The following is a 26,362-nucleotide window of genomic DNA, read 5'->3' on the forward strand; positions in this document are numbered from 1 at the left end:
CCCCCCCCCCCCCCCCCCCCCCCCCCCCCCCCCCCCCCCCCCCCCCCCCCCCCCCCCCCCCCCCCCCCCCCCCCCCCCCCCCCCCCCCCCCCCCCCCCGACCCGGGCCCAGGGGTAGCACCCGCGGCATGACCGCCGACCCGGGCAGTGCCGACCGCAGCGCCGGCTCCACCGACGAGAGCACCGCCGACGTCACGCTCACCTTCGGCGGCAACGCGACGACGCTGCTGCGCCTGGGCGGGTTCACCCTGCTCACCGACCCGAACTTCATCGGCCGCGGGCAGCGGGTGTACCTGGGCAAGGGCCTGTGGGCCAAGCGGCTGACCGACCCGGCGATCCTGCCCGAGGACCTGCCCGACCTCGACGCCGTCCTGCTCTCCCACCTGCACGGCGACCACTGGGACCGGATCGCCTACGCCACCATCGACAAGGCCACGCCGGTCGTCACCACGCAGGCCGCGGCACGGACGCTGGCGGCCCGCGGCTTCCACGCCACCGCCGACCTGCGGCCCTGGCAGGTGCACGAGGTCACCCGCGGCGAGGAGACGCTGCGGATCACCGCGGTGCCCGGCGTCCACGGCCCGGGCCCCCTGGCCGCGGTCCTGCCGCCGGTGATGGGCAGCGTGCTGGAGCTGCTGCGCGGCGGCGAGGTGTCCTGGCGCGGCTACGTCACCGGCGACACCCTGTTCCGCCCGTGGCTGGGCGAGGTGCTGCAGCGCTGCGGGCCGCTCGACGTCGTCGTCCCGCACCTGGGCGGGACCAAGGCGCTCGGGGTCACCGTGACCATGGACGGCCGGCAGGGCGCCGACCTGGTGGAACTGCTCAAGCCGCCGGTCACCGTGCCGGTGCACTACGACGACTACGACCGGTTCGCCTCGCCGCTCGGCGACTTCGTGCGGGAGGTCGCCGAGCGGCGGGCGCCAGGGGAGCTGCGGACCGTCCTGCGCGGGGAGACGATCTCGCTGCGCGCCTGAGGATCAGCGCGCGAGCACCTCGTCCAGGCGCTCGTAGCCCTGGACGACGCCGACCTCCATGCCGCTGGCGAGCATCGCGTCGCGGTCGGCGAAGGAGTCGCACAGCGAGGTGGACTCGAGGCGGGTGCGGCCGCCGCCGAGGTCGGTGAGCACGAGTTTCTCCAGCGCGACGCCGTCGGGCTGCCCCTCGAAGGTGAAGGTCTGCACGATCCGCTCGTCGGGGCGGACCTCGTGGAAGGACCCGTGGAAGGCGTACTCCCCGTTGGCGTCGCTGTGCACGTAGCGGTAGGAGCCGCCGGTGCGGCAGTCGAAGTGGTCGATGCGCATCTCCATCCCGCGCGGGCCGAGCCACTGCACGACCAGCTCGGGGTCGGTGTGCGCGCGGAACACCTTGGCCGGCGGGGCGTCGAACTCCCGGGTGATCCGGATGAGCGGGACCTCGGGGTCGGCGACGATCCGGGTCTCACGGGTGGCGGTGCTCATGACGGGTTCCCTTCTCGTGGGTGTCGTCCGGCATCGACCGGAGGACGTCGTCGAGGCGGCGGTAGCGCTCCTCGGCCTGGCGCCGGTAGCGCTCGATCCACCTGGTCATCAGGTCGAACACCTCCGCCTCGAGGTGCACCGGGCGGCGCTGCGCCTCCCGGGTGCGGCTGACCAGGCCGGCGTCCTCGAGCACCCGCAGGTGCTTGGAGACCGCCTGCACGGTCACGTCGTAGGGGGCGGCGAGCTCGCCGACCGTCGCGTCGCCCACCGCGAGCCGGGCGACGATGTCGCGCCGGGTCGGGTCGGCCAGCGCCGCGAACGCCCGGGAGAGCGGGTCTGACGCCACCTGCGACCTCCTTTCTCAACCTCTCGGTTGAGTACGACGGTAGGCGGGCGTGCCGGGGGTTGTCAACCACTTGGTTGTGGACCGTCAGGAGGCCCACGAGCCCGGCGGGTGACCGGGCAGCGCGAGGTCGGCGACGACGCCGGAGTGGTCGCTGGCCCACACCCCGCCGACCGGCTCGTCGAGCACCCGGGCGCAGGCCACCACCTGCAGCGTCGGGCCGTGCACGCCGGCCCGCACGAGGACGTGGTCGATGCGCCGGCTCACCGCGGTGGCCACCTCGCCGGCCCGCACCAGCGGGTTCCGCGCGTCGAAGGTGAACCCCGGGTCGGTGGGGTGGAGGGTCTCCCAGGCGTCCTGGTAGCAGACGCTGGTGCCGTCGAGCGACCGCCGGCCGTGCCAGAACTGCACGCTCGCGGCGTCGGGGGTCGCGTCGAGGTCGCCCAGGACGACGGCGTGGTCCGCGCCGTCGGCCAGGAGCTCGAGCACCCGGGCGGCGGCCAGCGCCTGGCGCTCCCGCTCGTACTCGTACCCGAACTGCCAGCTGGGCTTGTGGTGGGCGACCAGCGTGCGGCCGACCGGGGTGTCCAGCTCGACGACGAGCGTGGCGCACCACGGGAGGTCCTGCGCCCGGGGCGTGCAGCGCTGGTCGACCTCCTCGACGACGCGGTGCGGTGCCCGGGTGGCCAGCGCCCCGCCCACCCCGTCCGCGGCGGCCCGGGAGAACGCGGTGACGGTGTAGCCGGGCCCGAGGAGCTCCTCGACGGTGCCGTCCGCGACGGGCACCTCCTGCAGGGCGACGACGTCGGCGTCGAGCCGGCGCAGGGTCTCCCCGATCAGGGCGCTGCGCCGGGCCCAGTCCGGGTTGGCCGGGCCGAGCACGTTGAGCGTCAGGACCCGCAGGGACGGCGTCATGCGGCGCAGTCAACCGCGGCGCGGCCGGCCCGTCCTCCCGGCCCCGTCGCGCCCGGGGTCCTCCCCCGGTACGACGGACCGGCCCCTGGAGATCACCCCGGGCGCCGACGCCCGCGCACGCCTCCCGGGCCGAGGCTCGTCGGGCCACCGCACGGTGGCCCGACGAGAGGAGTCCGGCGGTGCGCAGCACGGCGGCGAAGGTGGCCCTGGGCACGGTCGCGGCGACGCAGGCCGTCGCGGCGGCGGCCGTCGCAGGTGTCCTCGTGGCGATGCCGGTGGGGGTGGAGGGGGCCGGCGCGGTGCTCGCCGAGCTGCAGGGGCACACGCGGACCACGTCCCGCGCCGAGGCGGCGGAGGCCCCGAGGGGAACGGTGCCCTACTGGACCCGCGCGGTGGGCTCCGCCGTCACCGTCGTCCGCCCCGGCGTGGCCTCCGGTGCCGACGACCGGAGCGTGCGCGTGGACATGGACCTCGCACCCGGCGCCGCTCCGCCCGCGGAGTGCAGGCCCGTGGCGCAACCCGGTCCGCCGTGGGACGGCGGCGGCTCGTGGCCCGACCTGAGCGGCGAGCGGGTGCTCCTGTGCGAGGGCTGGGCGACCGCCGTCGTCGACGGCCGTCTCTACGCCTGGACCGTCGGGCACCCGCAGGGCTGACGCGCCGTCCTCCCCCACCGCAGGGCGTCCTCCCCCACGTCCCACCGCGAGGGAGGACGCCCCACGATCAGGTCACCTGATCGTGGCGCACGCCGCCACCGCCTCAGCCGGCCAGCCGGGCGGCGCGCTCGGCCACCTCGGCCCGCAGCGCCTCGGCGTCCACGCCGGTGACCGTCCCACCGGCGACGACCTGCCGGCCCCCGACCCACACGTCGCGGACCAGCCGGGAGACGCCGGACCAGACCAGGTGGGTCAGCAGGTCCGCGGTATCGCCCACCGGCTCGAAGGCGAGGTCGCGGGTGTCGACGTGCACCAGGTCGGCCCGCCGCCCGGCCTCGACCTGGCCCAGGTCGGGCCGGCCGATCGCGTCCGCGGCCGCGCCGGTGGCCAGCCAGAACGCCTCGGCGGCGGTGAGCGCGGTGGCATCCCGGCCGGCGAGCCGCGCCAGCTGGGCGGCCAGCCGGACGTCGGCGAGCAGGTCCAGCCCGTCGTTGGAGGCCGGCCCGTCGGTGCCCAGGCCGACCCGGATGCCGCGGTCGAGCATGTCCCGCACCCGGGCGACGCCGCTGGCCAGCTTGGCGTTGCTCGCCGGGCAGTGCGCGACGGCGACGTCGTACTCGGCCCACAGCTCCAGGTCGGCGTCGTCCATGTGCACGCAGTGCGCGGCCAGCACCCGACCGCCCAGGACGTCGTGCGCGGCCAGCAGCGCCGGCACCGACGCTCCGTGCGTGGCCAGCAGGTCGGCGCCCTCGGTGGCGGTCTCGGCCACGTGCAGGTGCAGCAGCAGCCCGTGCTCGCGGCACAGCTCGGCGGCCCGCCGCAGCAGCGGCAGGGGCACGGTGTAGGCCGCGTGCGGGCCCAGCCCGTACTCGACGGTGCCGTCGTCGCCGACCCCGGCGGCCAGCTCGACGGCCGCGGCCATCTGCTCCTCCAGGGGCGGCATCCCCGGCAGCGGCACCATGGGCGCCGGGATCACCGCGCGGGCGCCGGTCCTGCCGACCGCCGCGGCGATCCGCTCCGGCGAGAAGTACATCTCCACACTGGTGGTCACCCCGCCGCGCAGCATCTCCGCCGACGCGGCGGTCATGGCCACCTCGACGTCGTCGGGCATCAGCCGGGCCTCCCGCGGCCACATCACCTCGCGCAGCCAGCGGTCCAGCGGCAGCCCCTCGCCCTGGCCGCGGAACAGCACCATCGGCGCGTGCGAGTGGGCGTTGACCAGTCCCGGCACGAGCAGCCCGGGCAGGTCCACGACCTCGGCGTCCCCGGGCGGCGGGGCGTCGGCAGCCGGCCCGGTCCACGCGATCCGGCCGTCCTCGACGTCGACGACGGCGTCCGGGACGACGGTGCCGGACCGGTCCCCCACGACGACGGCCCGGGCGGCGAGTCGCTGGCGCATGGCCGAACGCTAGCCCCAGCGGCCCCGTCGGTCCGGCCGACGTCCGGGCAGGTCGCCGGAGGCGCCCTTACCGTGGGGACATGTCGTTCCTCGCCGCCGCGGCCTCCTCCGACCAGGGCGGGATCACCGGCTGGCTGCTCGAGCTGGTCGAGACCCTCGGACCCGTCGGCGTCGGGTTCTCCATCCTGCTGGAGACGGTGATCCCGCCGATCCCCAGCGAGGCCGTGCTCGGCCTGGCCGGCGTGCTCATCAACGACGGCCAGATGGACATCGTGCCGGTCATCCTGTTCGCCACGCTGGGCTCGGTGCTCGGTGCGGTCTTCTTCTACTACGTCGGCCGCGCGTTGGGTCCGCGCCGCTCGCACGCCTTCCTCGACCGCCTCCCGCTGGTCGAGACCGCCGACGTCGACCGGACCTTCGCCTGGTTCGAGCGGCACGGCCGCTCGGCGGTGTTCTTCGGCCGCATGGTGCCGATCGTGCGCAGCTTCATCTCCGTGCCCGCCGGCGTCGTGAGGATGCCGTTCCTGCAGTTCGTGCTCTACTCGGCCGCGGGCAGCCTCATCTGGAACAGCCTGCTGGTCACCCTCGGCGTGCTCGCGGGCGACTTCATCCAGGACAACCTCAAGTACTTCGACTACCTCGTCGTCGGCGTGTTCGTCGTCGGCATCGGCTACCTGGTGACCAAGCGGCTCAAGGACGTCCGTCAGCGCCGTCAACGCGAGGCCACCGTCGGCCGGCCCGACGGCGGCCGCCCGGCCGCGTGAGCCGGGGCCGTCCGGAGGTCGTCGCGCTCGACGTCAACGAGACCCTGCTCGACCTCTCCCCCGTCGCCGCCGCGCTGGTCGAGACCGGGCACCCGGCGCACCTGCTGCCCACGGTCTTCGGCCGCACGCTGGCGACCGGCTTCGCCGCCACCGTGGCCGGCGCCTGGCTGCCCTTCCGCGCCGCCTTCGAGTCGGCGCTGGCGCAGGTCACCGAGCTGTCCGCGGCCGACGTCACGCGCGTGGCCGACACCTTCCTGGAGCTCGTCCCGCACCCCGACGTCGAGCCCGCGCTGCGCCGGCTGGCGGCGGCCGGCGTGCGGGTGGTGACGCTGTCGCACGGCTCTCCCGGGGTGGCCGAGGCCGGCCTCGAGCGCGGCGGGATCGCGCCCCTGGTCGAGCGGACGCTGACCAGCGAGACCGTCCGCGCGTGGAAGCCCTCGCGGGAGGCCTACCTGTGGGCCGCCGGCGCCTGCGGCGTGCCGCCGGAGCGGATGGCGCTGGTGGCCGCGCACGGCTGGGACGCCCTCGGAGCCGAACGGGCGGGGCTGACCGGGGCCTGGTTCCCGCGCAGCGAGCGCGTGTACCCGCCGGCGTTCCCCGCGCCGACCGTCGTCGCCGCCGACCTGGCCGGCGCGGTCGACGCCCTGCTGGCGCTGTGAGCTCGCCGGCGCTGGTCGACACCCCGCTCGGCCCGGCCGCGGTGCACGCCGACGGCCCGGTCGCGGGGGCCCGCGGCACGCTCGTGCTCGGCCACGGCGCCGGTGGCGGGGTGGCCTCCGCCGACCTGGTCGCCGTCAGCGGCTCCGCGGTCGCGGCCGGTTGGCGGGTGCTGCGGGTGGAGCAGCCGTGGCGGGTGGCCGGGAAGCGGATCGCGCCGGCCCCGCCGAGTCTCGACGTCGCCTGGACCGCCGTGCTCGACGCGCTGCGGGCCGGCGGCGCGCTGACCGGGCCGCTGGTGTTCGGCGGCCGCAGCGCCGGCGCGCGGGTCGCCTGCCGGACCGCGGCGGGCGCCGGCGCCGACGGCGTGCTCTGCCTGGCGTTCCCGCTGCACCCGCCGGGCCGCCCCGAGCGCAGCCGGGCGGGCGAGCTGACCGGCGCCGCGGTGCCCGTGTGCGTCGTGCAGGGCGAGACCGACGCCTTCGGCCGCCCGGAGGAGGTCGCCGCGGTGCTCACCGGTGTGCCGACGGCGTCGGTCTACGCGGTGCCGGGCGACCACTCGCTGGGCCGGGCGCCCGAGGTGGTGGCCGCCGCGGCGACCTCGTGGCTGGAGGACCTGCTCAGCAGTTGATCATCGGCTGCGTGCACGCGACACGCGCGGACACGCCGCGGAACCGTGCACGCAGCCGGTGATCGACACCCAGGGGGTCGTCAGCGGCGGCGGCGCCGGACGGCGAACAGGACCAGCAGCAGCACCGCCAGCACGCCCGCCGCGGGTCCGGCGTAGCGGGCCACCGCGGCGCCGCCCGCCACCTCGAGCAGGTCGATCGGCTCGGGCTCGGCGACCGGCTGGTCGCGCACCGTCGCTGCCGCCGGGGTGCTCCGCGGCGGGGCGCCGGTGGCCGGGCGGCTCGGCGGGGCGGTGTTGCCCGACGGCGGCGTGCTGGGCGCCCGGCCCACCGCGGCCACCGGCGCGGTGTCGGTGGCCGACGGCGTGCTGTCCGCGGCCACGGGAGCGTCGTCGGCGCCGACCGCCGAGATGGAGACGGTGTCCGTCGCGCCCACCGGCGTGATCGGCGCGGTGTCGGTGGGCGGCGGCGGGGCATCGGCGGTCGAGGTGCCCGACGACACCGCGTCGGTGGCCGCGGCCGCCGCCTCGCGGGCCTTCGTGCCGGCCTTGCGCACCGTCGCCGCGGCGGCGTTGTCCCCCGGCACCTGCTCGACGGACTGGGCGACCTCCTCGGCCGCCCCGGTCGCGGTGGCGGCGACCTTCCCCGCCACGGTCGGCTCCTGCTTGCCGGCGGCCGCAGCGGCGTCGACGGTCACGTCGTCGCCGCTGGCGAGCTGGGCGGCGAGCTTGTCGGCGAACTGGCCCAGCAGCTTGTTGCCGACGTCGGTCATGACACCGCGGCCGAACTGCGCCGGCCGGCCGGTGATGTTGAGGTCGGTCAGCACGTCGACCCGGGTGGTGCTGCCCTCCTCCTTGAGCTGGGCGGTGATGAGGGCGGCGGCGGTCCCGTTGCCCCGCTGGTCCTTGCCGCGGCCGTCGATGACCGCGCGGTGCGCGGCCTCGTCCTTCTCGACGAACGACGCCTTGCCCTGGTAGGTCAGGTTGATCGGGCCGAGCTTGACCTTGACCCGGCCGGTGAACGAGTCACCCTCGACCGAGTCCAGGGCCGCCCCGGGCATGCAGGGGGCGATGCGCTCGATGTCGAGCAGCACCCGCCAGGCCTCGTCGACGGGGACGGGGACGGTGAAGGAGTTCTCCAGCTGCACGGTGCGACCTCCGGGGTGGGGAACGGACCTCGGCCGGTCCGCCCGGGCAGGGGCGGGCCGGCCGAGGGCGGGCGGGTGCCGGGTTGTGTCGGAAACTACAACCCGGCGGCGGCGGTCACCGCCCGGCGGGTCAGCACCTGCGCGAGGTGCTGGCGGTAGTCGGCCTGCGCGTTGAGGTCGCTGCTCGGGCTGGTGCCCTCGGCGGCCGAGTGGGCCGCCGCGGCGACCGCGTCCGGTGACGCCGACGCCCCGGCGAGGGCCGCCTCGGTGGCCGCGGCGCGCAGCGGGACCGGGCCCATGTTGGTCAGCCCGATGCGCGCCTCGGCGATGTGCCCGTTCTCCCGCCGCACCGCCGCGGCGACCGCGACGATCGACCAGGCCTGCGCCACGCGGTTGAACTTCTGGTAGCGCACGCCCCAGTCCCCGGCGAGCTTGGGCACCCGGATCTCGACGAGCACCTCCCCCTCGTCGAGGGCGGTGGTGAGGTAGTCGACGAAGAACTCGCTCGCCGGGACGGTGCGCCGCCCCCCGGGCCCGGCGACCACCATCTCGGCGTCCAGGGCCAGCGCCACCGCGGGCAGGTCACCGGCCGGGTCGGCGTGCGCCAGCGCTCCGCCGAAGGTGCCCCGCCGGCGGGTCTGCCGGTCGGCCACCGTCTCGGTCGCCTCAGCGATGAGCCGCGCGTGCCGGGCGATCAGCGGGTCGGCGATGACCTCCGCGTGGGTGGTCATCGCGCCGATCACCAGCACGTCGCCCTCCTCGCGGACGCCGCGCATCTCGGCGACCCGGCCGAGGTCGACGATCGTCTCCGGCGCGGCCAGCCGCAGCCGCATGACCGGGATGAGCGACTGCCCGCCGGCCATGACCTTGACGTCCTCACCGCCCTGGGCGACCGCCTGGACGGCCTCCTCGACGGTGGTCGGCCGGACGTACTCGAACGGTGCGGGGATCACAGGTCACCTCCGGAGGACGACGTGCCGGTGGACGGCGCCTGGGCCGACTCGGCCCCCTGCGCGTTCGTCTTGGCGGTGGCCCGGTCCCCGCCGTCGCCACCCTCGTGGACGGCCCGCCAGACCCGTTCCGGGGTCAGGGGCATGCGGATGTCGCGCACCCCGAGGTGCCGGACGGCGTCGAGGGCGGCGTTGACCACCGCAGGCGTGCTCGCGATGGTGCCCGCCTCGCCGACCCCCTTCGCGCCGATCGGGTTGCCCGGCGCCACGTGCACCGTGTTGTCGGTGTCGAAGTGCGGCAGGTCGGCGGCCGAGGGGACCAGGTAGTCGACGAAGGTGCCGGTGGTGAGGTTGCCGTCGGCGTCGTAGACGGCCTCCTCGTAGAGCGCCTGCGCGATGCCCTGCGCCAGGCCGCCGTGGATCTGCCCCTCGACGATCAGGGGGTTGACGATCGTGCCCACGTCGTCGACGCAGGCGTACTTGCGGATCGTCACCATCCCGGTGTCGGTGTCGACCTCCAGGGCGCAGATGTGCGTGCCGTGGGGGAAGGAGAAGTTCACCGGGTCGAAGGTCGCCTCCGCGTCGATCGACGGCTCGACGTCCTCCGGGTAGTTGTGCGCCGCGAAGACGGCCAGGGCGATCTCCTGGATCGACAGGCCGGTGCCCGGCGTGCCGCGGACGGTGAACTTCCCGCCGGAGAAGTCTAGGTCGTCCTCGTTGGCCTCGAGCAGGTGGGCGGCGACCCTGCGGGCCTTGGCGATCACCTTGTCGGCGGCCTTGACGACGGCGGTGCCGCCGACGACCAGCGAGCGCGAGCCGTAGGTGTCCATGCCCTTGGGCGCGACGGCGGTGTCGCCGTGCAGGACCTCGACGTCCTCGAACGGCACGCCGAGCTGGTCGGCGACCAGCTGGCTCCACGCCGTCTCGTGGCCCTGGCCGTGCGGCGTGGAGCCGGTGACGACCTCGACCTTGCCGGTGGGCAGCATCCGGATCGACGCCGACTCCCAGCCGCCCGCGCCGTAGGACAGCGAGCCGAGCACCCGGGAGGGGGCCAGGCCGCACATCTCGGTGAAGGTGGAGAAGCCGATGCCCAGCTGCACCGGGTCGCCGGACTCGCGGCGGCGGCGCTGCTCCTCGCGGAGCTCGTCGTAGCCGATGAGCTCCAGGGCCCGCTGCGTGGCGCCCTCGTAGTCGCCGCTGTCGTACTCCAGGCCCGCCACGGTGGTGAACGGGAACTCCTCGGCCCGGATCCAGTTCCGGCGGCGCACCTCCAGCGGGTCCATGCCCAGCTCGGTGGCGAGCTCGTCCATGATCCGCTCGACGGCGAACGTGGCCTCGGGCCGGCCGGCGCCGCGGTAGGCGTCGGTGGGCACCTTGTTGGTGAAGATCCCGTCGCACTCGAACCGGTAGGCCGGGAACTTGTAGATGCCCGGGAACATGAACGCGCCCAGCGCCGGGACGCCGGGGGTGATCAGCCGCAGGTAGGAGCCCATGTCGGCGAGGATCCGCACCTTGAGGCCCTTGACGTGGCCCTCGCGGTCGGCGGCGACCTCGACGTACTGGATCTGGTCGCGGCCGTGGTGGGCGGTCATCAGCGACTCGCTGCGGGTCTCGGTCCACTTGACCGGCTTGCCCAGCCGCCGCGCGATCAGGAGCGCGAGGATCTCCTCGGGGTTGACCTGCAGCTTGCCGCCGAAGCCGCCGCCGACGTCGGGGGCGACGACGCGCAGCTTGTGCTCCGGGATGCCGGTGACCATCGCCAGCATCACCCGCAGCACGTGCGGGATCTGGGTGGCCGACCACATCGTGAAGTTGTCGCCCTGCGGCTGGACGACCACCGAGCGCGGCTCCATGAACGCCGGGATCAGCCGCTGGTTGACGAACCGCCGGCTGACGACGACGTCCGCGGAGGCGAAGGCCTCGTCGGTGTCGGTGCCCGTGCCGGCCTCGCCGGCGTCGAAGACGAAGTGGTAGCTGGTGTTGGTGTCGAGGTGGTCGTGGCAGAGCTCGGCCTCCTGCCGGACCGCCTCCTCCATGTCCAGGATCGGCGGCAGCAGGTCGTAGTCGACGTCGACCAGCTCGATGGCGTCGGCGGCCGCGGCCCGCGACCGGGCGACGATGACCGCGACGGCCTCGCCGACGTGGTTGACCTCCTCGACGGCGATCGAGGGGTGGCCGGGGTTGAGCATCTCCGGCGTCACCGGCCAGGCGCAGGGGATCGAGCCCTGCTCCTCGGCGAGGTCGCGGCCGGTGTAGACGGCGACGACGCCCGGCGCCTCGAGCGCGGCGCTGACGTCGACGTTCGTGATCTTCCCGTGGGCCACGGGGCTGCGGACCACGGCCATGTGCAGCATCCCGGGCAGGACCATGTTGTCGGTCCAGGTGGTCCGCCCGGTGATCAGGCGGGCGTCCTCCTTGCGGCGGCGGGCCTTCCCGACCTCCTTCTCCGGGCCGGGGGTCTGGGTGGTGGCCGCGTCCTCGGTGACCGTCACGACTGCGCTCCCAGGGTCTCGGAGGTGCCCGACATCTCGCCGGCGGCCTGCTGCACCGCGCGGACGATGTTCTGGTAGCCGGTACAGCGGCAGAGGTTGCCCTCGATGCCCTCGCGGACCTCGTCCTCGCTGGGGGCCGGGTTCTCCTTCAGCAGGTCGATCGAGGCCATGATCATCCCGGGCGTGCAGAAGCCGCACTGGAGACCGTGCATCTCGTGGAACGCCTTCTGCACCGGGTGCAGGGCGCCGGCGCTGCCGATGCCCTCGATGGTGGTGACCTCGGCGCCGTCGGCCTGCACGGCCAGGACGGTGCACGACTTCACCGCCTGCCCGTCGAGGTGCACGGTGCAGGCGCCGCAGTTGCTGGTGTCGCAGCCGACGACGGTGCCGACCTTGCCGAGCGCCTCGCGCAGGTGGTGGACCAGCAGGGTCCGGGGTTCGACCTCGTCGGTGTAGGTCACGCCGTCGACCCGCATGCTCACCCGTGTCATGGATCCTCCGCTTGGTTGCAGGGGGCGAGTGCACCCGGTGGCCGGGTGCTCCACGGCGGAGTCAACCAACGCGAGAGTGACTTAGGCCACGCTTACCTGCGGTTCGGGGTGGGCCCGTTCCGCGGATGCGGAGCTGTACCACGTCACGACCCGCGCGTGCGGTCGCGCCCGCCCGGGGCGTCGCCGCAGTGGAGAGGTTGCAGGCCCGTTGCAGCGGGGGCTCAGGCCGCCGGGACGGCGCGCAGCTCCCGGCGTCGCAGCAGCGCGCTGGCGGTCAGGGCGACCAGCCCCAGCCCGGCCAGCCCGGCGCCCACCAGGCTCGGCGCGGTGTAGCCGTACCCCGCGGCGATGACCAGGCCGCCGAGCCAGGCCCCGAGCGCGTTCGCGGCGTTCAGCGCCGAGTGGTTGAGCGCGGCGCCGAGCATCTCGGCCTCCCCGGCGACCTCCATGAGCCGCAGCTGCAGGCAGACGACGAGCGTCGAGGCGCTCACGGCGAGCAGGAAGACGACGGCCAGCAGCGTCGGGGCGGTGGTCGTGGCGGGGGCGACGAGCAGGAGCAGCACGGCCAGCGCGACGAAGGTGCCGACCATCGACCGGAACAGCGCCAGGTCGGCCAGCCGCCCGCCCAGCGCGGTGCCGATCACCCCGCCGACACCGAAGGCGAGCAGCACCCACGGGACGGCGCCCCGGGACAGGCCGGTGACCTCGGTGGTCAGCGGCGCGATGTAGCTGTAGAGCGCGAACATGCCGCCGAAGCCGACGGTGGCGACGGTGAGGGTGAGCAGCACCTGCGGCCGGCGCAGCGCGCCGAGCTCGCCCCGCACGGTGGCGTGCGGGTCGCCGGGGGTGGCGGGCACGACGGCCGGCAGCGCGGCCAGGGTGAGCAGGGCGAGGACGACGACGGCCCAGTACGCCGAGCGCCAGCCGAGGGTCTGCCCCAGCCAGGTCGCGGCCGGGACGCCGGCCACGGTGGCCACCGCCAGGCCGAGCATCACCGTGCTGATCGCGCGGCCGCGCAGCGCCGCCGGCACGAGCGAGGCGGCGACCAGCGAGGCGACCCCGAAGTAGGCGCCGTGCGGGAGGCCGCTGACGAAGCGGGCGAGCAGCAGCGTCGTCGACCCGGGCGCCACCGCGCTGAGCACGTTGCCGGCGAGGAAGGCGGCCATCAGCCCGACCAGCAGCCCCCGGCGCGGCAGCCGGGCACCCAGCGCGGCGATGACCGGGGCGCCGACGACCACGCCCAGCGCGTACGCGGAGATGACGTGGCCCGCCGTCGGGATGTCCACACCGACGCCGGCGGCGATGTCGGGCAGCAGGCCCATGGTGACGAACTCGGTGGTGCCGATGGCGAAGCCGCCCAGCGCCAGCGCCCCCAGGGCGACGGCGACCCGCGGGGTGGCGAGCGAGGGCGGGCGGGCGGCGGGCAGGGCGGCGGTGCGGGCACTCACGTAGCCGTGCCAAGAGAACCGGGCGGGGCCGCATTCCCGTCCCGGGCGGGTCGCCTCAGCCGCGGGAGGACCGGCGCAGGGCCAGCAGGTGCGCCGCGACGGCGGCCCGGCGCGGGGAGCCGGTGGGCAGCGCCTCGAGGCAGGCCTGCCAGGCGGCGGCGTCGTCGCGCGCCTCCGGCAGGGCGGTCCAGCGCAGCAGCAGCTCCGGCCGGCGGCTGCGCAGCACCGCCGCGCGCAGGGCCGCGGAGGTGCGGCGGCGGGCGGCGACGACGCCCGGCGCGGCCGAGCGGGGCAGCACCGGCCCGGGATAGCCGTCCAGCGCCGCGCCGGGGGCGCCGCGGTCGAGGGCGGCCCGCACCCGGTCGAGGTCGCTGTCCAGCCGGCCGAGCAGCCGGTAGGGGCGCGAGCCGACGAGGTCGGCGCCCACCAGCCGGCGCAGCCGGGACAGCTCGGCCCGGACGGTGACCGTGGCGGTGGCCCCGGCGTGGCACTCGGCGGCCAGCCGCTCGGCGCTGCGGCCCTCACCGGTGACGGCGGCCTCGGCGAGCAGCAGGAGCAGCTCGGAGTGGCGCAGCGAGAGCTCGACCGGCCCGGCGGGCAGGGTCAGCCGGGCGCGCTCGCGACCGAGCACCTCCAGCAGCGGAGCGGACACCCGGGCCGGCGCGGGGCGCAGCGGCCCGCGGGACTGCTCCTCGCGGTGCAGCCAGCGCAGCTCGGACTCCACGGCCGCCACGGTGGCGCGGACGAGGGTGAGCACGTGCGGGCTGGCCACGTGATCGCCGCCGGTGACGTCGATGGCGCCGAGCAGGACGCCGGTCACCGGGTGGTGGACCGGTGCGGCCGAGCAGCTCCACGGCTGCACCGGGCGGCGGTAGTGCTCGCTGCCGTAGATCTGCACCGGGTGGTCGAGGGCCAGCGCCGTCCCCGGGGCGTTGGTGCCGGCGACCTCCTCGGCCCAGCGGGAGCCCGGGACGAAGTTCATGCCCTCGGCGAGGCTGCGCAGCCGCCGGTCGCCCTCCACCCACAGCATCCGGCCGTCGGCGTCGGTGACGGCCACGATCATCCGGTCGGCCTCGGCGTCCTCGACCAGCAGCCGGCGGATGACCGGCAGCACGGCCGCGAGCGGGTGGGCGGCGCGGTGGGCGTCGAGGTCGTCGTCGAGGAGGTCGACCGGCGGTCCCTGGCCGTCGGGGTCGACGCCGCTGCCGAGGCTGCGCCGCCAGGAGTCCCAGACGACCGACCGCACGGCGGGACGGGGCGGGGGCGCGCCGCGGGTCACCAGCGTCTCGTGCGCGGCCCGCAGCTGCCGGGTCAGCCCGGGGGTGGGCCGGCCGCCGGGCAGGGCGAGCCACGGGCTGACGCCGGTCACGGCGCGCTCCCCGACGTGTGGCTCATGGTCCGCCCATGGTGACCCCTGTCACGGGGTCCGCGCCAGGCACCCCCGCCGCAGGTCAGCCGCCCGGTGGGCGGGCGGGCAGGAGCGCCCGCGCGGACCCGGCCCGCAGCGCGCCCGCCCACAGCCCGGCACCGTAGGCGAGGTCCTCCAGCCGCCGGGCCACGGCGAAGCGCGGCAGGTCCACCTCGGCCCGGTGCGGCCACCACCCGAGCACCGCGTCGGCCACGGCGACGGCGGCCGCCGCGCGCCGGGCCCGGGGGTACGCCGCGGCGGCCACGGCGGTCAGCGGCCAGTGGTGGCGGGTGGCCGCGCGGGCCAGCGTGCGCACGCCCGCGGCGGTGCCGCGCAGCACCAGCCCGGCGGCCAGGCCGTACGGGGGCCGCCCGCCGGCGGGCGCCAGCCGCCGGGCCAGGGCGGCCGCGGCGACGGCGAGGACCCCGGCCGCGGCCGCCCGGCCGGGCCACCCGCCGGCGAGGGCCAGCCCCACGGCCGCCGCCGACCAGGGGCTGACGACCACGGGGGCGACCAGCGCCCCGTGCCGTGCGGCCAGTGGTGCGGCGCCGGTGCCGTAGACGCCGCGGCGGCGCAGCCACGCCGCGGTCGAGGACGGGTGCTCGTGCGCGACCCGCGCGGCCGGGTCGTAGCGGACCCGCCAGCCGGCCGCGGTCAGCCGCCAGACCAGGTCGACGTCCTCGGCCACCGGCATCGCGGCGTCGAAGCCCGCGCCGAGGGCCGCCCGCCGGGCCAGCAGGGCGGCGCTCGGCACGTACGAGAGCGCGGTCAGGGGCGCGACGCGCGCCGGGTCCGGCCCCATGTCCAGCGCGCTGACCGCCGTCTCGTAGGCGGTGGTCCAGCCCGGCCGCGCCGGCGGCAGCGCGACGACCCGCGGCGCCACCACGGCCAGCCGCGGGTCGGCCAGGTGCGGCAGCAGCACGTCCAGCCAGCCGGGCAGCGGCACGCAGTCGGAGTCGAGGAAGGCCACGACGCCGGTGGTCGCCGCGCGCAGCCCGGTGTCGCGCGCCGCGGCCGGGCCGAGGGACCGTCCGTGCCGGAGCACCTCGGCGCCGCCCGGGGCGGTGACCGCGGCGAGGGCGCCGGGGTCGGCCGAGCCGTCGTCGACGACGAGCACCCGCACGCCCGCGGTGGCCGGGTCGGCGCGCAGCGCGGCCAGCAGCCGCGCGACGCCGCCCGCACGGTCCCGGACCGGGACGACGACGGTGACCTCGCCGGGACCGGGCGCGGGACCGGCGGGCTCGGGGACGGCGACGCCGGCGTCGAGCAGCCGGGCCGCCAGCGCGGCCGTCGCCGCCGATGAGACCACGAGCCGGTCGCCGTCGAGCAGGCCGCGGGCGGCCGGGGCGAGCCGGAGCAGCCGCAGCGGTGAGCCGCCGAGCAGCGCCGCGCCGTCCTCCAGCCACCGGGTGCCCGCGGCGAGCCGGACCGCGTAGCCGTCGGGCAGCCGGGCGTCCGGTGGCGGCGGGACGGTCACCCGGCCAGGACGTCGTCGGCGGTGGTGATCTCGACCAGCGGGGCGTAGAGGCCCATCAGGCCCAGCGCCTTGCGGTGGTCGTCGTCGCTGCTGCCCGCGCAGGCGTCGGCGGCCACGCGCACCGGCACGCCGGCGTCGGCGGCGGGCAGCACGGTGGAGACGACGCAGCAGTCGGTGGCCACGCCGGCCACGGTCAGCGGGCCGGCGCCCACCAGCCCGGCCAGCTCCGGACCCCACTTGCCGAAGGTGGTGGCGGTGACCACGTGGGCCGGGCCGGGGTCCTCGACCAGGTCCCACAGCGGCGCGTCGGGCGGCTGCAGCGCGAAGGGCCACTGCTCGTAGTAGGCCACCCAGGCCCCGGTGGGCTGCCGCGGCGCCACGAACCGGGTGAGGACGACCCGCTGGCCGAAGGCGGCCACCAGGTGCTGGATGCGCGGGTGCGCCTCGGCGAAGCGGGGCGCCGCCCACGGGGAGTCCGGGTCGGCGAACACCCGCTGCGCGTCGACCACGACCAGCCAGCCGGGGATCTCTGCCACGGCCGGACCCTAGCCGCGCCGCGGAGCGCCCACCCGACTGAGGTTAGGCTCACCTGAGTAGTCCCACCCGGAGGAGCCCCCGATGTCCCACGCCCTGTCCCGGCGCGCCGCCCTGCTCGCGGCCGCCCTGACCACCGCCGCGTCCCTCGCGGCGTGCGGATCCGACGACGCCGGCGAGGGGGCGGGGTCGGCGGCGTCGGCCGGTGGCGGCAGCGGGGAGTTCCCCGTCACCGTGAGCACCGCGTTCGGCGACGTCGAGGTCGAGGAGGAGCCGCAGCGGGTGGTGGCACTGGGCTGGTCGGACGCCGAGACCGCGCTGGCGCTGGGCGTGCAGCCGGTCGGCGCCAGCGACTGGCTGGCCTTCGGCGGCGAGGGCGTGGGCCCGTGGGCCGAGGGGCGGTACGACGAGGCGCCGGAGATCATCGACACGCTCGAGCCCAGCCTGGAGGCGATCGCCGCGCTGGAGCCCGACCTCATCCTCGACACCCGCTCCGACGGCACCCAGGAGCGCTACGACTCCCTCAGCGCGATCGCGCCGACCGTCGGCGCCCCCGAGGGCGTGGGCGCCTACCAGACCACGTGGCAGCAGCAGCTCGACCTGGTCGGCCGGGCGCTGGGCCGCGCCGACGAGGCCGCGCAGCTGCAGGCCGACGTCGAGCAGGCCTTCGCCGACGCCGCGGCCGCGCACCCGGAGTTCGACGGCACCGAGGTCGCCGTCGGCGCGTACACCTCCGAGGGCTTCGGCGCCTACGTCCGCGGCGACACCCGGGTCGACTTCATGGAGGCGCTCGGCTTCACCAACAAGCCGGCCGTCCAGGACCTCGCCACGGAGAACTTCTACGTGCCGGTCTCCGAGGAGCAGGTCTCGCTGCTCGACGCGCCGCTGACCGTCGTCTTCCCGATCTTCGTCGACCCGGCGCAGATCACCGCGAGCCCGCTGTGGCAGACGCTGGGCTCGGTGCAGCAGGGCAACGCCGTCGTCCTGGAGGACCCGACGCTGGTCAACGCCTTCTCCAGCGGCTCGGCCCTGGGCCAGCAGTACGCGCTCGAGCAGGCCGTCCCGCTGTTCGCGCAGGCCCTGCAGCCCTGACCCCGGTCAGACCACAGGAGGCCGTCCCGGCACCGCCGGGGCGGCCTCCTGCGTCCGCACCGCCCCCCGGCGCAGCGCCAGGGTGCCCAGCAGCCCGACGAGGAAGGCGGCCAGCACGCCGAGGTTGGCGAAGGCCCAGTCGCCCTCCCGGCCGCCCAGCCCCAGCGGACCGAGCAGGTAGCCCTGCCAGTCCAGCCAGCCGGCCAGCGAGTTGGTGACCAGCCCCCAGCCGAGCACGGTCCCGGCCGCCAGGAGGACCAGCGGCACCGCCGGGGCGGCGCCGTAGCGGCCGCGGGGGTCGTAGAGGTCGGCCTCGGCGTAGGCCCGGCGGCGCAGCGCGAGGTCGCCCAGGAACACGCCGCACCAGGCGGCGATCGGCACGCCCAGGGTGATGAGGAACCCCTGGAACTGCACGAAGAACCCGCCGGTCGCGACGAAGACGACCCAGATCGCGCCGAGCACCATGAGGGCGCCGTCGATGCCCGCCGCGACCGGGCGGGGCACCCGGATGCCGGCGGCGAGCAGCGAGAGGCCGGACGAGTAGATGTCCAGCAGCGCGCCGCCGACCAGGCCGAGCACCGCCACCACGACGAACGGCACGAGGAACCACGTCGGCAGCAGGCCGGCCAGCGCGCCGATCGGGTCCGCGCCGATCGCCCCCGACAGCTCCGGGTCCGACGCCGCCAGCAGCAGCCCGGTGCCCAGCAGCACGACCGGGGCCAGCGCGCCGCCGAACGTCGTCCAGCCGACGACGCCGCGGGTGGACGCCGCGCGCGGCAGGTAGCGGGAGTAGTCGGCGGCCGCGTTGACCCAGCCGAAGCCGTACCCGGTCATGGCCAGCACCAGGGCGCCGACGACGGCCGCCGCCGAGCCGGCCGGGACGGCCGTGACCGCCGACCACTCCACCGAGTCGGCCACCAGGACCACGTAGACGACGGTCAGCACGCCGCCGACCACGGTGATGACCGTCTGCATGCGGATGATCGCGTCGAAGCCGAGGACGCCGCCGGCCACCACCAGGGCGGCGACGACGAGCAGCGCGACCACCTGGGTCGCCGTCCCCCCGCTCCAGCCGAGCTGGCCGAAGACCGTGGCGGTGGCGAGGGTGGCCAGGCTGACCAGCACCGTCTCCCAGCCGACGGTGAGCACCCAGGACAGCACCGCGGGGACCCGGTTGCCGTGCACGCCGAAGGCGGCGCGGCTGAGCACCAGGGTGGGCGCCGAGCCACGCTTGCCGGCGATCGCGACCAGGCCGCAGAGCAGGAAGGACACCACGATCCCGACGACACCGGCGACGAGCGCCTGCGCGGCGGAGATGCCGAAGCCGAGCAGGAACGAGCCGTAGGCCAGGCCGAGCACGCTGACGTTGGCGCCGAACCACGGCCAGAACAGCGAGCGCGGGGCGCCGTGGCGCTCCTCCTCGGCGATGACGTTGATGCCGTTGGTCTCGACGGCTCCCCGCCCGGGGGACGCGCCGGTCCCCTCGTCCACGGCCTGCCGCTGCGCCATCGGGACCTCCTCGCTCGGCGGGACCGCGGGGGGCGGGCCCGTCCCCGGCCATCCTCCTGCCCCGGGCGGGCGGCGGCCCGCGCAGCCGCGTCCGGCGGTCAGCCGCGCAGCCGCCCGTCCTCCCCGACGTCCCACCGGTGGACGGCGGCCGTGAGGCGCCCGGCCAGGTCGGCCAGCAGTCGCGCGCCCTCCTCCGCCGTGGCGCCGGTGGGGTCGCCGAGCACGCCGATGGGGCTGACCGCACGCACGCCCTCGTCCCGCAGCCGGGGCAGCAGGTCCCCGATCGGCGTCGTCACACCCGGGACCGCACGGCCGGGCCGCACGGCGCCGGGTTCCACGTGCAACAGCAGCGCGGTCTCGGTGCGGCCGGCGTGCGCGTCCCCGCCCGGGACGCCGCAGGGGAACCAGGCGGCGTCGCGGCCCTCGCCGCGCAGCAGCGGGACGGCGCGGCGCAGCGCGTCGAGGTTGCCGCCGTGGCCGTTGACCAGCAGCAGCCGCCCGGCCCAGCGGCCGGCCGACCGGCCGTACTCGACGAGCAGCGTCGTCAGCGCCTCGGTGCCGATCGAGACGGTGCCGGGGAAGCCCTCGTGCTCGCCGCTGGCGCCGTACGGGACGGCGGGCGCGACCAGCGCCGGGCCGAGGTCGACCGCGGCGACGACCGCCGTGGCGACCGTGGTGTCGGTGGCCAGCGGCAGGTGGGGCCCGTGCTGCTCGACCGAGCCCAGCGGCACCACGAGCAGCGGACGCTCGGGCAGCTCCGGCCAGACGGCGCCGGCCAGGTCGGGCACGCGGTCAGCCTAGGCAGGTCACGGTGTCACGAGGCGGATACGGGGAAGGGCAGGGACATGACCACCGACTCCCCAGACGCCACCGCCAAGGTCGCCGGGCTCATCAAGGGGCAGAAGTTCGGCTTCCTCACCACGACCATGCCCGACGGCCGGCTGACCAGCCGGCCCATGTCGCTGCAGGAGGTCGAGTTCGACGGCGACCTCTGGTTCTTCGCCGAGCACGACGCCCCGTGGCTGGCCCACATCGCCGCCTCGCCGCAGGTCAACGTCGGCATCGGCTCGGGCGGCACCTGGGTCTCCCTGACCGGCACCGCGCGCGTCGTCGACGACGTCGCGAAGAAGAAGGAGCTGTGGAACGCCGGCGTCGAGGCGTGGCTGCCGCGAGGGCCCGAGGACCCCTCGGTGGTGCTGGTGAAGGTCGACGGCGACACCGCGGAGTACTGGGACAGCCCCGGCAACCGGCTGGCCACGGCGCTGAGCTTCGTCAAGGCCAAGGCCACCGGCTCCCAGCCCGACACCGGCGAGAAGGACGTCGTCGACCTCCCCTAGGGCCAGGGCACGGGCTGGGCACGGGGCGTCCAGCGGACTCCCAGGCAGGTCACCGGGCCCGGTCAGGGACGGCGGCCAGCCTGGGGGCACGTCCACCGGAGGTGCCCCGTGCTCACCCTCGCCCTGCTCGTCGCGCTGCTCCTGACCATGACCCTGGCCGACCTGGCCCCGGGTCTGCTGCCCGACGGGTCGGGGCCCACCGTGGTGGCCCCGACCCGCTGAGGGGTCATCCGAGCGGCAGGCCCGCCAGCGGCGACTCGTCGCAGGCCTTGGCGGGGATCGCGGGCATGCCGAGCAGCGTCGGCTGGCCGCGGACCGGGCCGGTGTGCGAGTGGTCGAGATGGCTCCTCGGCGTGACCAGGTCGGCGTCGCGGGCGGCCAGCGCCGTCTCGCCGTACCCCTGCACGCACTCGGGGTCGGGGCCGTCCAGCGGCAGGCCGGTGAAGAACTTGGCCGCCATGCAGCCGCCGCGGCAGGCGTCGAAGTGCGCGCACTTCGTGCAGGCGCCGCCGGTCTGCGGGCTGCGCAGCTCGCGGAACAGCTCCGAGGACTGCCAGACGCGCTGGAAGCCGCCCTCGTCCCGCACGTTGCCGGCGAGGAACTGCTCGTGGATGGCGAACGGGCAGGCGTAGACGTCGCCGACCGGGTCGATGAGGCAGACCACCCGGCCGGCGCCGCACAGGTTCAGGCCGGGCAGCGCCTCGCCGTAGGCCGACAGGTGGAAGAACGAGTCGCCGGTGAGCACCCGGTCGCCGTGGGCCAGCAGCCAGGCGTAGAGCTCGCGCTGCTGGGCCTGGGTGGGGTGCAGCTCGTCCCAGACGTCGGCGCCGCGGCCCGAGGGGCGCAGCCGGGTGATCCGCAGCTGGGCGCCGTAGCGGTCGGTCAGCGCCCTGAACTCGTCGAGCTGGGAGACGTTCTCCCGGGTGACGACGACGGAGACCTTGAAGTCCCTCATCCCGGCCTCGGCCAGGTTCTCCAGCGCGCGGGTCGCGGTGGCGAACGACCCGGTGCCGCGGACGCGGTCGTTGACCTCGGCGGTCGCGCCGTCGAGGGAGATCTGCACGTCGACGTAGTCGGTGGCCGCCAGCTGCCGCGCCCGGGCCCGGTCGAGCTTGACGCCGTTGGTGGAGAACTTGACCCCGACCTGGTGGCCGACGGCGTAGTCGAGCAGGTGCCAGAAGTCCGGCCGCACGGTGGGCTCGCCGCCGCCGACGTTGACGTAGAAGACCTGCATCCGCTGCAGCTCGTCGATGACCGCCTCGGCCTCCGCGGTGGACAGCTCGCGGGGGTCGCGCCGGCCCGAGGAGGACAGGCAGTGCACGCACGCCAGGTTGCAGGCGTAGGTGAGCTCCCAGGTCAGGCAGATGGGAGCGTCGAGGCCGTACTCGAACTGGTCGACCAGGCGCCCGCCGGTGGGGCGCTGGGGGACGACGGCGGTCACAGAGGCTCCTCGCTCGTCTCGGCCTCGCTGCAGGGGCCCGCCGCGAGGGTTGACCGGCCCTCCTGCAGGGCCCCACCGCGAGCGCGCGAGCGGTGGGGGGCAGGAGGGTCCTTCTCGGGGGGCAGCGAGGTCCTTCGTTCGATCATCTGGGAGCGGGCGAGGTCGGCCAGTGCCGTCACGTAGGCACGCCGCTGCGCCTGGGGGACGCCGCACGCGACCAGGGCGGCGTCGGCGCTGGGGTGGTCGGCCAGCGTCTCGACGACGGTGACCAGCGTCCTCGACTTCAGGAACGACAGCTTCCGGTTGCCGAAGTGGTAGGCCAGCGCCCCGAACGGCTCCGGCCGCAGCGCCACCGACCGGGCACGCCGCCAGGGCAGGGCGGGGTCGAAGACGTCCGCGGCCGGAGCGGGGGAGCTCATGGCCGTCGGCTCAGTAGACGCCGCACATGCCGTCGATGGAGACCTCCTCGACGAGGGACTCCTCGACCAGCGCGTCCTCGGCCACGGCGTCCTGGATCTCGGCGGCGTCCTGGGTCTCGGTCTGGGCGGGCGTCTCGGGCATGCCGACCTCCGGGAGAGGGGAGCGGGGATGCCGAGGACCGTAGGGGCACCGGGTGCCACCGGCAAGCGAGGGGCTGAGCGCGGACACACCGGGAGTGGCCTCCCCGTCGCCGGGCGCGAAGATGTGCCGGTGAGCGTGCTCCGCGAGTCCGTCCGGACCGTCCCCCGGGACGACCCCCGTGGGGACACGCGCGCCCGGATCGAACGGGCGGCGCTGGAGCTGTTCACCGCCGCGGGCTTCGAGCAGGTGACGATCGAGGACATCGCCACCGCCGCGGGCACGAGCCGGCGCACCTTCTTCCGGACCGTGGGCAGCAAGGCCGACGCCGTGTGGGGCGACTTCGACGGGCACGTCGCCCGGCTGGCCGCGCTGCTCGAGCGGTCCGGCGACGACGTCCCCGTGCTGACCGCCGTCCTCACCGCCTACGTCCAGGCCAACGACTACGCGGCCGGCGACCTGCCCGTGCTGCGCCAGCGGATGCGGCTGATCCTCACCGAGCCGGCGCTGCAGGCCCACTCGCAGCTGCGCTACGCCGACGTCGACCGGGTGGTCGCCGGCTACGTGGCACGCCGCTGTGGGCAGCGGCCCACGGCGCTGGTGCCCCGGCTGGTCGCCACGGCCACCCGGGCAGCGGCGACGACCGCGTTCGAGGTGTGGCTGTCCGGCGACGTCGCGTCGCTGGCCGAGGCGTTGCGGACGGCGTTCGGCCAGCTCGCGGAGGGCTTCCCGGGCCTGCGCTGACGGCGGCCCGCCCGGCATGGGAAGCCATCCGCACGTCCGGGGGCGCCGGACGTGCGGATGGCTTCCCATGCCTCAGGCCAGCACCGCGCGCAGCCCGGCAAGCAGCCGGTCGACGTCGTCGTCGTCGGTGTAGGGCGCCATGCCGATCCGCAGCCCGCCGGCGTCGCCCAGCCCCAGCCGGCGGGACGGCTCGATGGCGTAGAAGCTCCCAGCGGGCGCGTTGACGCCCCGCTCGGCGAGCGCCCGGGAGACCTCCGCGGCGGGTCGGGCGGCGAACGTGTAGAGCAGCGTGGGCGTCCGGTGCCGGGCGCGCGACCACAACGTGACGCCGGGCAGCTCCGCGACGCCCTCCTCGACCCGCTCGCGCAGCCGGTCCTCGTGCGCCTCGACGGCGGTCATCCCGGCGACCAGCCGCGCCCGGCGGTCGCCCTCGGCACTCCCCAGCCCGGCCAGGTGGTCGATCGCCGCGGTGGTGCCGGCCAGCAGCTCGTAGGGCAGCGTGCCGAGCTCGAACCGCTCGGGGACGGCGTCGGTGGAGGGCAGCAGCTTGTCCGGGTGCAGGGTCTCCAGCAGCGCCGGCGCGGCCACGACACAGCCCAGGTGCGGGCCGAGGAACTTGTACGGCGAGCAGGCGAACAGATCCGCCCCCAGTGCGGCGACGTCGACCGGCGCGTGCGCGGTCAGGTGCACGCCGTCGACGTAGGTGAGCGCGCCGGCCCGGTGCGCCAGTGCGGTGAGCGCGGCGACGTCGGGCCGGGTGCCGATGAGGTTCGAGGCGCCGGTCAGCGCGACCAGCCGGGTGCGGTCGGAGAGGACCGCGGCCAGCGCCTCGGCGGTGAGCTCGCCGGTGTCCGGGTCGAGGTCGGCCCAGCGGACGGTGGCGCCGCGCGCCGCGGCGGCCTGCACCCACGGCCGCACGTTGGCGTCGTGGTCGAGCCGGGTGACCACCACCTCGTCCCCCGGGCCCCAGCCGGCGGTCAGCGCACGCGACAGGTCGTAGGTCAGCTGGGTCATCGACCGGCCGAAGACGACACCGCCGGCGTCCCCCGCGACCAGGTCGGCCACCGCCGCCCGGGCGGCGAGCACGACCGCGTCGGCGTGGCGCTCGGCCGCGGTGACCTGCCCGCGGTTGGCGATCGGCGCGGTGAGCGTGGCGGCCACCGCCTCGGCCACCTGGCGCGGCACCTGGGAGCCGCCGGGGCCGTCGAAGTGGGCCGCGCCGGCGCGCAGGGCGGGGAAGTCGGCACGGACGGCGGCGACGTCGTAGGCGGTGCTCGCGGGTGAGGTCACCTCCGCAGCATGCCCGCCGGCGCCGCCGTCCCCGCGGACGGGACCGGTCCTCCTCCCCTGGCCGGTCGGGCAGGTGCACCTGACCGGGTGGCCGGATGTGCTCCTCCGGTCGGCCGGTTCTCCCCCGCGGGTCCTGCCGCCGGTGGGACGCCGCTCGTAGCGTGCGCCGACGGCTCCCCGCTGGCAGACGGAAGGACCCCTCTCATGCAGGTCGAAGAACTCCTCAAGCCCTTCCCGATCAAGGAGTTCCACCCGTTCCCGCGGGCGCTGATGGGCCCCGGAGCGCACGAGATCATCGGCCCCGAGGCGCTGAAGCTGGGGTTCCGGAAGACGCTGGTCATGACGTCGGGCCTGCGCGGCTCGGACATCGTCGAGAAGATCGCCGGGTCGATGCGCTACCACGGTCTGGAGGTCGTGGTCTACGACAAGGTGGAGTCCAACCCCAAGGACTACAACGTCATGGACGCGGTCGCCCTGTACCAGGAGAACGAGTGCGACAGCTTCGTCTCCATCGGCGGCGGCTCCAGCCACGACGCCTGCAAGGGCGCGCGGATCTCGGTGGCCCACGACGGCCGCAGCGTCAACGAGTTCGAGGGCTTCAACCAGTCGGAGAACCCGAAGAACCCGCCGCACATCGCCGTCTCGACGACGGCCGGCACCGGCTCGGAGACCTCCTGGGCCTACGTCATCACCGACACCACGACCGACCCGGAGAACCCGCACAAGTACGTGGCCTTCGACGACCACTGCCTGGCGACGCTGGCGATCGACGACCCGGTCCTCTACTACGACTGCCCGATCGACTACACCGCCCAGTGCGGCTTCGACGTCCTCGCCCACGCCAGCGAGCCCTACGTCTCCCGGCTGGACTTCCCGCCGTCGCTGGGCAACGCCCTCTACGCCATCAAGCTGACCAACCAGCACCTGCGCCAGGCGGTCTGGAACGGCCAGGACCTCGGTGGCCGGCAGGGGATGATGTACGCCCAGTACATCGCCGCGCAGGCGTTCAACTCCGGCGGCCTGGGGATCATCCACTCGATCAGCCACGCGGTGAGCGCCTTCTACGACACCCACCACGGGCTCAACAACGCCATCGCGCTGCCCCGGGTGTGGGCGTTCAACATGCCCACGCAGTACCAGCGCTTCGCCGACATCGCCGAGGCCATGGGCGTGGACACCCACGGCATGACCGCGCCGCAGGCCGCCGACGCCGCCCTGGCCGCGGCCATCCGGCTGCTGCGCGACGTCGGCATCCCGGAGAAGTTCACCGACGTCACCCAGGACAGCTACTCCAAGAACCGGCTGGGCGTCGGCCCGACGACGTTCTACGAGAACGCCGCCGTCATCACCGGGGACGACAAGGACGTCGACCGGATCACCCACCACGTCCTCGGCGACGCCTGCACCCCCGGCAACGCCAAGGAGTGCACGTTCGAGACGGTGCGGCCGGTGGTGGAGCACTGCATGCACGGCGACCTCGACGACCTGCTGTCCTGACCGACTCCGGGGGGGGGGGGGGGGGGGGGGGGGGGGGGGGGGGGGGGGGGGGGGGGGGGGGGGGGGGGGGGGGGGGGGGGGGGGCGCCGCCGCCCGCCCCCCCCCCCCGACTCCCGGCCGCCCCGCCGCCC

The 26,362-nt window shown here is 75.9% G+C and carries 27 protein-coding genes; 9 read left to right on the plus strand and 18 right to left on the minus strand.

The genetic code is table 11. From position 1 onward, the window contains the following. Positions 1-127: 127 nt before the first annotated feature. Positions 128-973 carry an MBL fold metallo-hydrolase gene (locus tag ACI79O_RS22545; protein ID WP_456915252.1) on the plus strand — a complete coding sequence of 282 codons (846 nt, stop codon included), beginning with the start codon at positions 128-130 and terminating at the stop codon, positions 971-973. A 3-nt stretch (positions 974-976) separates the two neighbouring features. On the opposite strand, the gene ACI79O_RS22550 is transcribed toward ACI79O_RS22545, so the two are convergent. The 3 genes from ACI79O_RS22550 to ACI79O_RS22560 form a co-directional block, all read right to left on the minus strand. Next, entirely contained in the window at positions 977-1,456 is a 480-nt protein-coding gene (locus ACI79O_RS22550) for an SRPBCC family protein (RefSeq protein WP_456876950.1), read from the minus strand. Continuing rightward, entirely contained in the window at positions 1,437-1,802 is a 366-nt protein-coding gene (locus tag ACI79O_RS22555) for a metalloregulator ArsR/SmtB family transcription factor (protein WP_456893501.1), read from the minus strand. The genes ACI79O_RS22550 and ACI79O_RS22555 overlap by 20 nt, the downstream gene beginning before the upstream one ends. Positions 1,803-1,886: 84 nt before the next feature. Next, positions 1,887-2,714: an endonuclease/exonuclease/phosphatase family protein gene (locus ACI79O_RS22560; RefSeq protein WP_456915253.1), complete on the minus strand. Its 828-nt coding sequence runs from the start codon at positions 2,712-2,714 to the stop codon at positions 1,887-1,889. 179 nt (positions 2,715-2,893) lie between these two features. On the opposite strand from ACI79O_RS22560, the gene ACI79O_RS22565 reads away from it, so the two are divergent. Next, positions 2,894-3,367, plus strand: a complete 474-nt coding sequence (locus tag ACI79O_RS22565) for a hypothetical protein (RefSeq protein ID WP_456915254.1) — start codon at positions 2,894-2,896, stop codon at positions 3,365-3,367. A gap of 103 nt (positions 3,368-3,470) precedes the next feature. Here the strand turns inward: ACI79O_RS22565 and ACI79O_RS22570 are convergent, their stop codons facing one another. Next, positions 3,471-4,766, minus strand: coding sequence for an amidohydrolase family protein (locus tag ACI79O_RS22570; protein WP_456915255.1), 1,296 nt, complete (start codon positions 4,764-4,766; stop codon positions 3,471-3,473). A gap of 80 nt (positions 4,767-4,846) precedes the next feature. On the opposite strand from ACI79O_RS22570, the gene ACI79O_RS22575 reads away from it, so the two are divergent. The 3 genes from ACI79O_RS22575 to ACI79O_RS22585 are packed head-to-tail and all read left to right on the plus strand — an operon-like array spanning position 4,847 to position 6,818. Continuing rightward, positions 4,847-5,530: a DedA family protein gene (locus ACI79O_RS22575; protein WP_456891737.1), complete on the plus strand. Its 684-nt coding sequence runs from the start codon at positions 4,847-4,849 to the stop codon at positions 5,528-5,530. Continuing rightward, positions 5,527-6,189 (plus strand): HAD family hydrolase, encoded by a 663-nt coding sequence (locus ACI79O_RS22580; RefSeq protein WP_456915256.1) that lies wholly within the window; start codon positions 5,527-5,529, stop codon positions 6,187-6,189. Before ACI79O_RS22575 ends, ACI79O_RS22580 begins: the two co-directional genes overlap by 4 nt. After that, positions 6,186-6,818: an alpha/beta hydrolase family protein gene (locus ACI79O_RS22585; RefSeq protein ID WP_456915258.1), complete on the plus strand. Its 633-nt coding sequence runs from the start codon at positions 6,186-6,188 to the stop codon at positions 6,816-6,818. Before ACI79O_RS22580 ends, ACI79O_RS22585 begins: the two co-directional genes overlap by 4 nt. Positions 6,819-6,898: 80 nt before the next feature. Here ACI79O_RS22585 and ACI79O_RS22590 read toward each other — a convergent pair whose 3' ends face one another. The 8 genes from ACI79O_RS22590 to ACI79O_RS22625 all read right to left on the minus strand — a co-directional run bounded on the left by ACI79O_RS22590 (position 6,899) and on the right by ACI79O_RS22625 (position 16,765). After that, entirely contained in the window at positions 6,899-7,963 is a 1,065-nt protein-coding gene (locus ACI79O_RS22590) for an SRPBCC domain-containing protein (protein ID WP_456891742.1), read from the minus strand. 95 nt (positions 7,964-8,058) lie between these two features. Beyond that, on the minus strand, positions 8,059-8,916 hold the full coding sequence (locus ACI79O_RS22595) for an FAD binding domain-containing protein (RefSeq protein ID WP_456891744.1): 858 nt from the start codon (positions 8,914-8,916) through the stop codon (positions 8,059-8,061). Then, positions 8,913-11,405 (minus strand): xanthine dehydrogenase family protein molybdopterin-binding subunit, encoded by a 2,493-nt coding sequence (locus ACI79O_RS22600; RefSeq protein WP_456891746.1) that lies wholly within the window; start codon positions 11,403-11,405, stop codon positions 8,913-8,915. The genes ACI79O_RS22595 and ACI79O_RS22600 overlap by 4 nt, the downstream gene beginning before the upstream one ends. Further along, positions 11,402-11,896, minus strand: coding sequence for a (2Fe-2S)-binding protein (locus ACI79O_RS22605; RefSeq protein ID WP_456891748.1), 495 nt, complete (start codon positions 11,894-11,896; stop codon positions 11,402-11,404). Before ACI79O_RS22605 ends, ACI79O_RS22600 begins: the two co-directional genes overlap by 4 nt. Before the next feature lie 221 nt (positions 11,897-12,117). After that, positions 12,118-13,344: an MFS transporter gene (locus tag ACI79O_RS22610; RefSeq protein ID WP_456891750.1), complete on the minus strand. Its 1,227-nt coding sequence runs from the start codon at positions 13,342-13,344 to the stop codon at positions 12,118-12,120. Positions 13,345-13,399: 55 nt separating this feature from the next. Continuing rightward, positions 13,400-14,713: a GAF domain-containing protein gene (locus ACI79O_RS22615; RefSeq protein WP_456891752.1), complete on the minus strand. Its 1,314-nt coding sequence runs from the start codon at positions 14,711-14,713 to the stop codon at positions 13,400-13,402. A gap of 82 nt (positions 14,714-14,795) precedes the next feature. After that, the gene (gene mftF, locus ACI79O_RS22620; protein ID WP_456891754.1) at positions 14,796-16,229 is read right to left on the minus strand and encodes a mycofactocin biosynthesis glycosyltransferase MftF; all 1,434 of its coding nucleotides are present in this window, start codon (positions 16,227-16,229) and stop codon (positions 14,796-14,798) included. Next, entirely contained in the window at positions 16,226-16,765 is a 540-nt protein-coding gene (locus tag ACI79O_RS22625; RefSeq protein WP_456891756.1) for a cysteine hydrolase family protein, read from the minus strand. Before ACI79O_RS22625 ends, mftF begins: the two co-directional genes overlap by 4 nt. Positions 16,766-16,847: 82 nt before the next feature. Here ACI79O_RS22625 and ACI79O_RS22630 point away from each other — a divergent pair, with 82 nt between their 5' ends. Then, positions 16,848-17,855, plus strand: a complete 1,008-nt coding sequence (locus ACI79O_RS22630; RefSeq protein ID WP_456915259.1) for an iron-siderophore ABC transporter substrate-binding protein — start codon at positions 16,848-16,850, stop codon at positions 17,853-17,855. Positions 17,856-17,861: 6 nt separating this feature from the next. On the opposite strand, the gene ACI79O_RS22635 is transcribed toward ACI79O_RS22630, so the two are convergent. Further along, positions 17,862-19,364 (minus strand): purine-cytosine permease family protein, encoded by a 1,503-nt coding sequence (locus ACI79O_RS22635; protein ID WP_456891760.1) that lies wholly within the window; start codon positions 19,362-19,364, stop codon positions 17,862-17,864. 98 nt (positions 19,365-19,462) lie between these two features. After that, the gene (mftE, locus tag ACI79O_RS22640) at positions 19,463-20,152 is read right to left on the minus strand and encodes a mycofactocin biosynthesis peptidyl-dipeptidase MftE (RefSeq protein ID WP_456891762.1); all 690 of its coding nucleotides are present in this window, start codon (positions 20,150-20,152) and stop codon (positions 19,463-19,465) included. A 57-nt stretch (positions 20,153-20,209) separates the two neighbouring features. Here mftE and ACI79O_RS22645 point away from each other — a divergent pair, with 57 nt between their 5' ends. Next, complete coding sequence (locus ACI79O_RS22645; RefSeq protein WP_456891764.1) at positions 20,210-20,701, plus strand: pyridoxamine 5'-phosphate oxidase family protein; 492 nt, start codon at positions 20,210-20,212, stop codon at positions 20,699-20,701. 226 nt (positions 20,702-20,927) lie between these two features. On the opposite strand, the gene mftC is transcribed toward ACI79O_RS22645, so the two are convergent. The 3 genes from mftC to mftA are packed head-to-tail and all read right to left on the minus strand — an operon-like array spanning position 20,928 to position 22,703. Further along, positions 20,928-22,142 (minus strand): mycofactocin radical SAM maturase, encoded by a 1,215-nt coding sequence (gene mftC / locus ACI79O_RS22650; protein WP_456876971.1) that lies wholly within the window; start codon positions 22,140-22,142, stop codon positions 20,928-20,930. Beyond that, positions 22,139-22,561 (minus strand): mycofactocin biosynthesis chaperone MftB, encoded by a 423-nt coding sequence (gene mftB, locus ACI79O_RS22655; RefSeq protein ID WP_456891766.1) that lies wholly within the window; start codon positions 22,559-22,561, stop codon positions 22,139-22,141. The genes mftC and mftB overlap by 4 nt, the downstream gene beginning before the upstream one ends. 10 nt (positions 22,562-22,571) lie before the next feature. Next, a complete protein-coding gene (gene mftA / locus ACI79O_RS22660; protein WP_456876973.1) occupies positions 22,572-22,703 on the minus strand; it encodes a mycofactocin precursor MftA in 132 nt (43 codons plus the stop codon). A gap of 129 nt (positions 22,704-22,832) precedes the next feature. On the opposite strand from mftA, the gene mftR reads away from it, so the two are divergent. Then, positions 22,833-23,444 carry a mycofactocin system transcriptional regulator gene (mftR, locus tag ACI79O_RS22665; protein WP_456891768.1) on the plus strand — a complete coding sequence of 204 codons (612 nt, stop codon included), beginning with the start codon at positions 22,833-22,835 and terminating at the stop codon, positions 23,442-23,444. A 72-nt stretch (positions 23,445-23,516) separates the two neighbouring features. Here the strand turns inward: mftR and ACI79O_RS22670 are convergent, their stop codons facing one another. Continuing rightward, complete coding sequence (locus ACI79O_RS22670; RefSeq protein WP_456891770.1) at positions 23,517-24,734, minus strand: cysteine desulfurase-like protein; 1,218 nt, start codon at positions 24,732-24,734, stop codon at positions 23,517-23,519. Positions 24,735-24,938: 204 nt separating this feature from the next. Between ACI79O_RS22670 and mdo the strand changes: the two genes are divergently transcribed. Continuing rightward, positions 24,939-26,231, plus strand: coding sequence for an NDMA-dependent methanol dehydrogenase (gene mdo / locus ACI79O_RS22675; RefSeq protein WP_456891772.1), 1,293 nt, complete (start codon positions 24,939-24,941; stop codon positions 26,229-26,231). The last annotated feature ends 131 nt before the right edge of the window (positions 26,232-26,362 follow it).

The organism is Geodermatophilus sp. SYSU D00696 (assembly GCF_054050235.1).

Excerpts from the sequence above, each read along its gene's own strand:
- ACI79O_RS22560 (WP_456915253.1), bottom strand. The coding sequence starts at position 2,714 with ATGACGCCGTCCCTGCGGGTCCTGACGCTCAACGTGCTCGGCCCGGCC.
- ACI79O_RS22630 (WP_456915259.1), top strand. The coding sequence starts at position 16,848 with ATGTCCCACGCCCTGTCCCGGCGCGCCGCCCTGCTCGCGGCCGCCCTG.
- ACI79O_RS22550 (WP_456876950.1), bottom strand. The coding sequence starts at position 1,456 with ATGAGCACCGCCACCCGTGAGACCCGGATCGTCGCCGACCCCGAGGTC.
- ACI79O_RS22545 (WP_456915252.1), top strand. The coding sequence starts at position 128 with ATGACCGCCGACCCGGGCAGTGCCGACCGCAGCGCCGGCTCCACCGAC.
- ACI79O_RS22605 (WP_456891748.1), bottom strand. The coding sequence starts at position 11,896 with ATGACACGGGTGAGCATGCGGGTCGACGGCGTGACCTACACCGACGAG.
- ACI79O_RS22635 (WP_456891760.1), bottom strand. The coding sequence starts at position 19,364 with ATGGCGCAGCGGCAGGCCGTGGACGAGGGGACCGGCGCGTCCCCCGGG.
- ACI79O_RS22645 (WP_456891764.1), top strand. The coding sequence starts at position 20,210 with ATGACCACCGACTCCCCAGACGCCACCGCCAAGGTCGCCGGGCTCATC.
- ACI79O_RS22570 (WP_456915255.1), bottom strand. The coding sequence starts at position 4,766 with ATGCGCCAGCGACTCGCCGCCCGGGCCGTCGTCGTGGGGGACCGGTCC.
- mdo (WP_456891772.1), top strand. The coding sequence starts at position 24,939 with ATGCAGGTCGAAGAACTCCTCAAGCCCTTCCCGATCAAGGAGTTCCAC.
- mftA (WP_456876973.1), bottom strand. The coding sequence starts at position 22,703 with ATGCCCGAGACGCCCGCCCAGACCGAGACCCAGGACGCCGCCGAGATC.
- ACI79O_RS22575 (WP_456891737.1), top strand. The coding sequence starts at position 4,847 with ATGTCGTTCCTCGCCGCCGCGGCCTCCTCCGACCAGGGCGGGATCACC.
- mftB (WP_456891766.1), bottom strand. The coding sequence starts at position 22,561 with ATGAGCTCCCCCGCTCCGGCCGCGGACGTCTTCGACCCCGCCCTGCCC.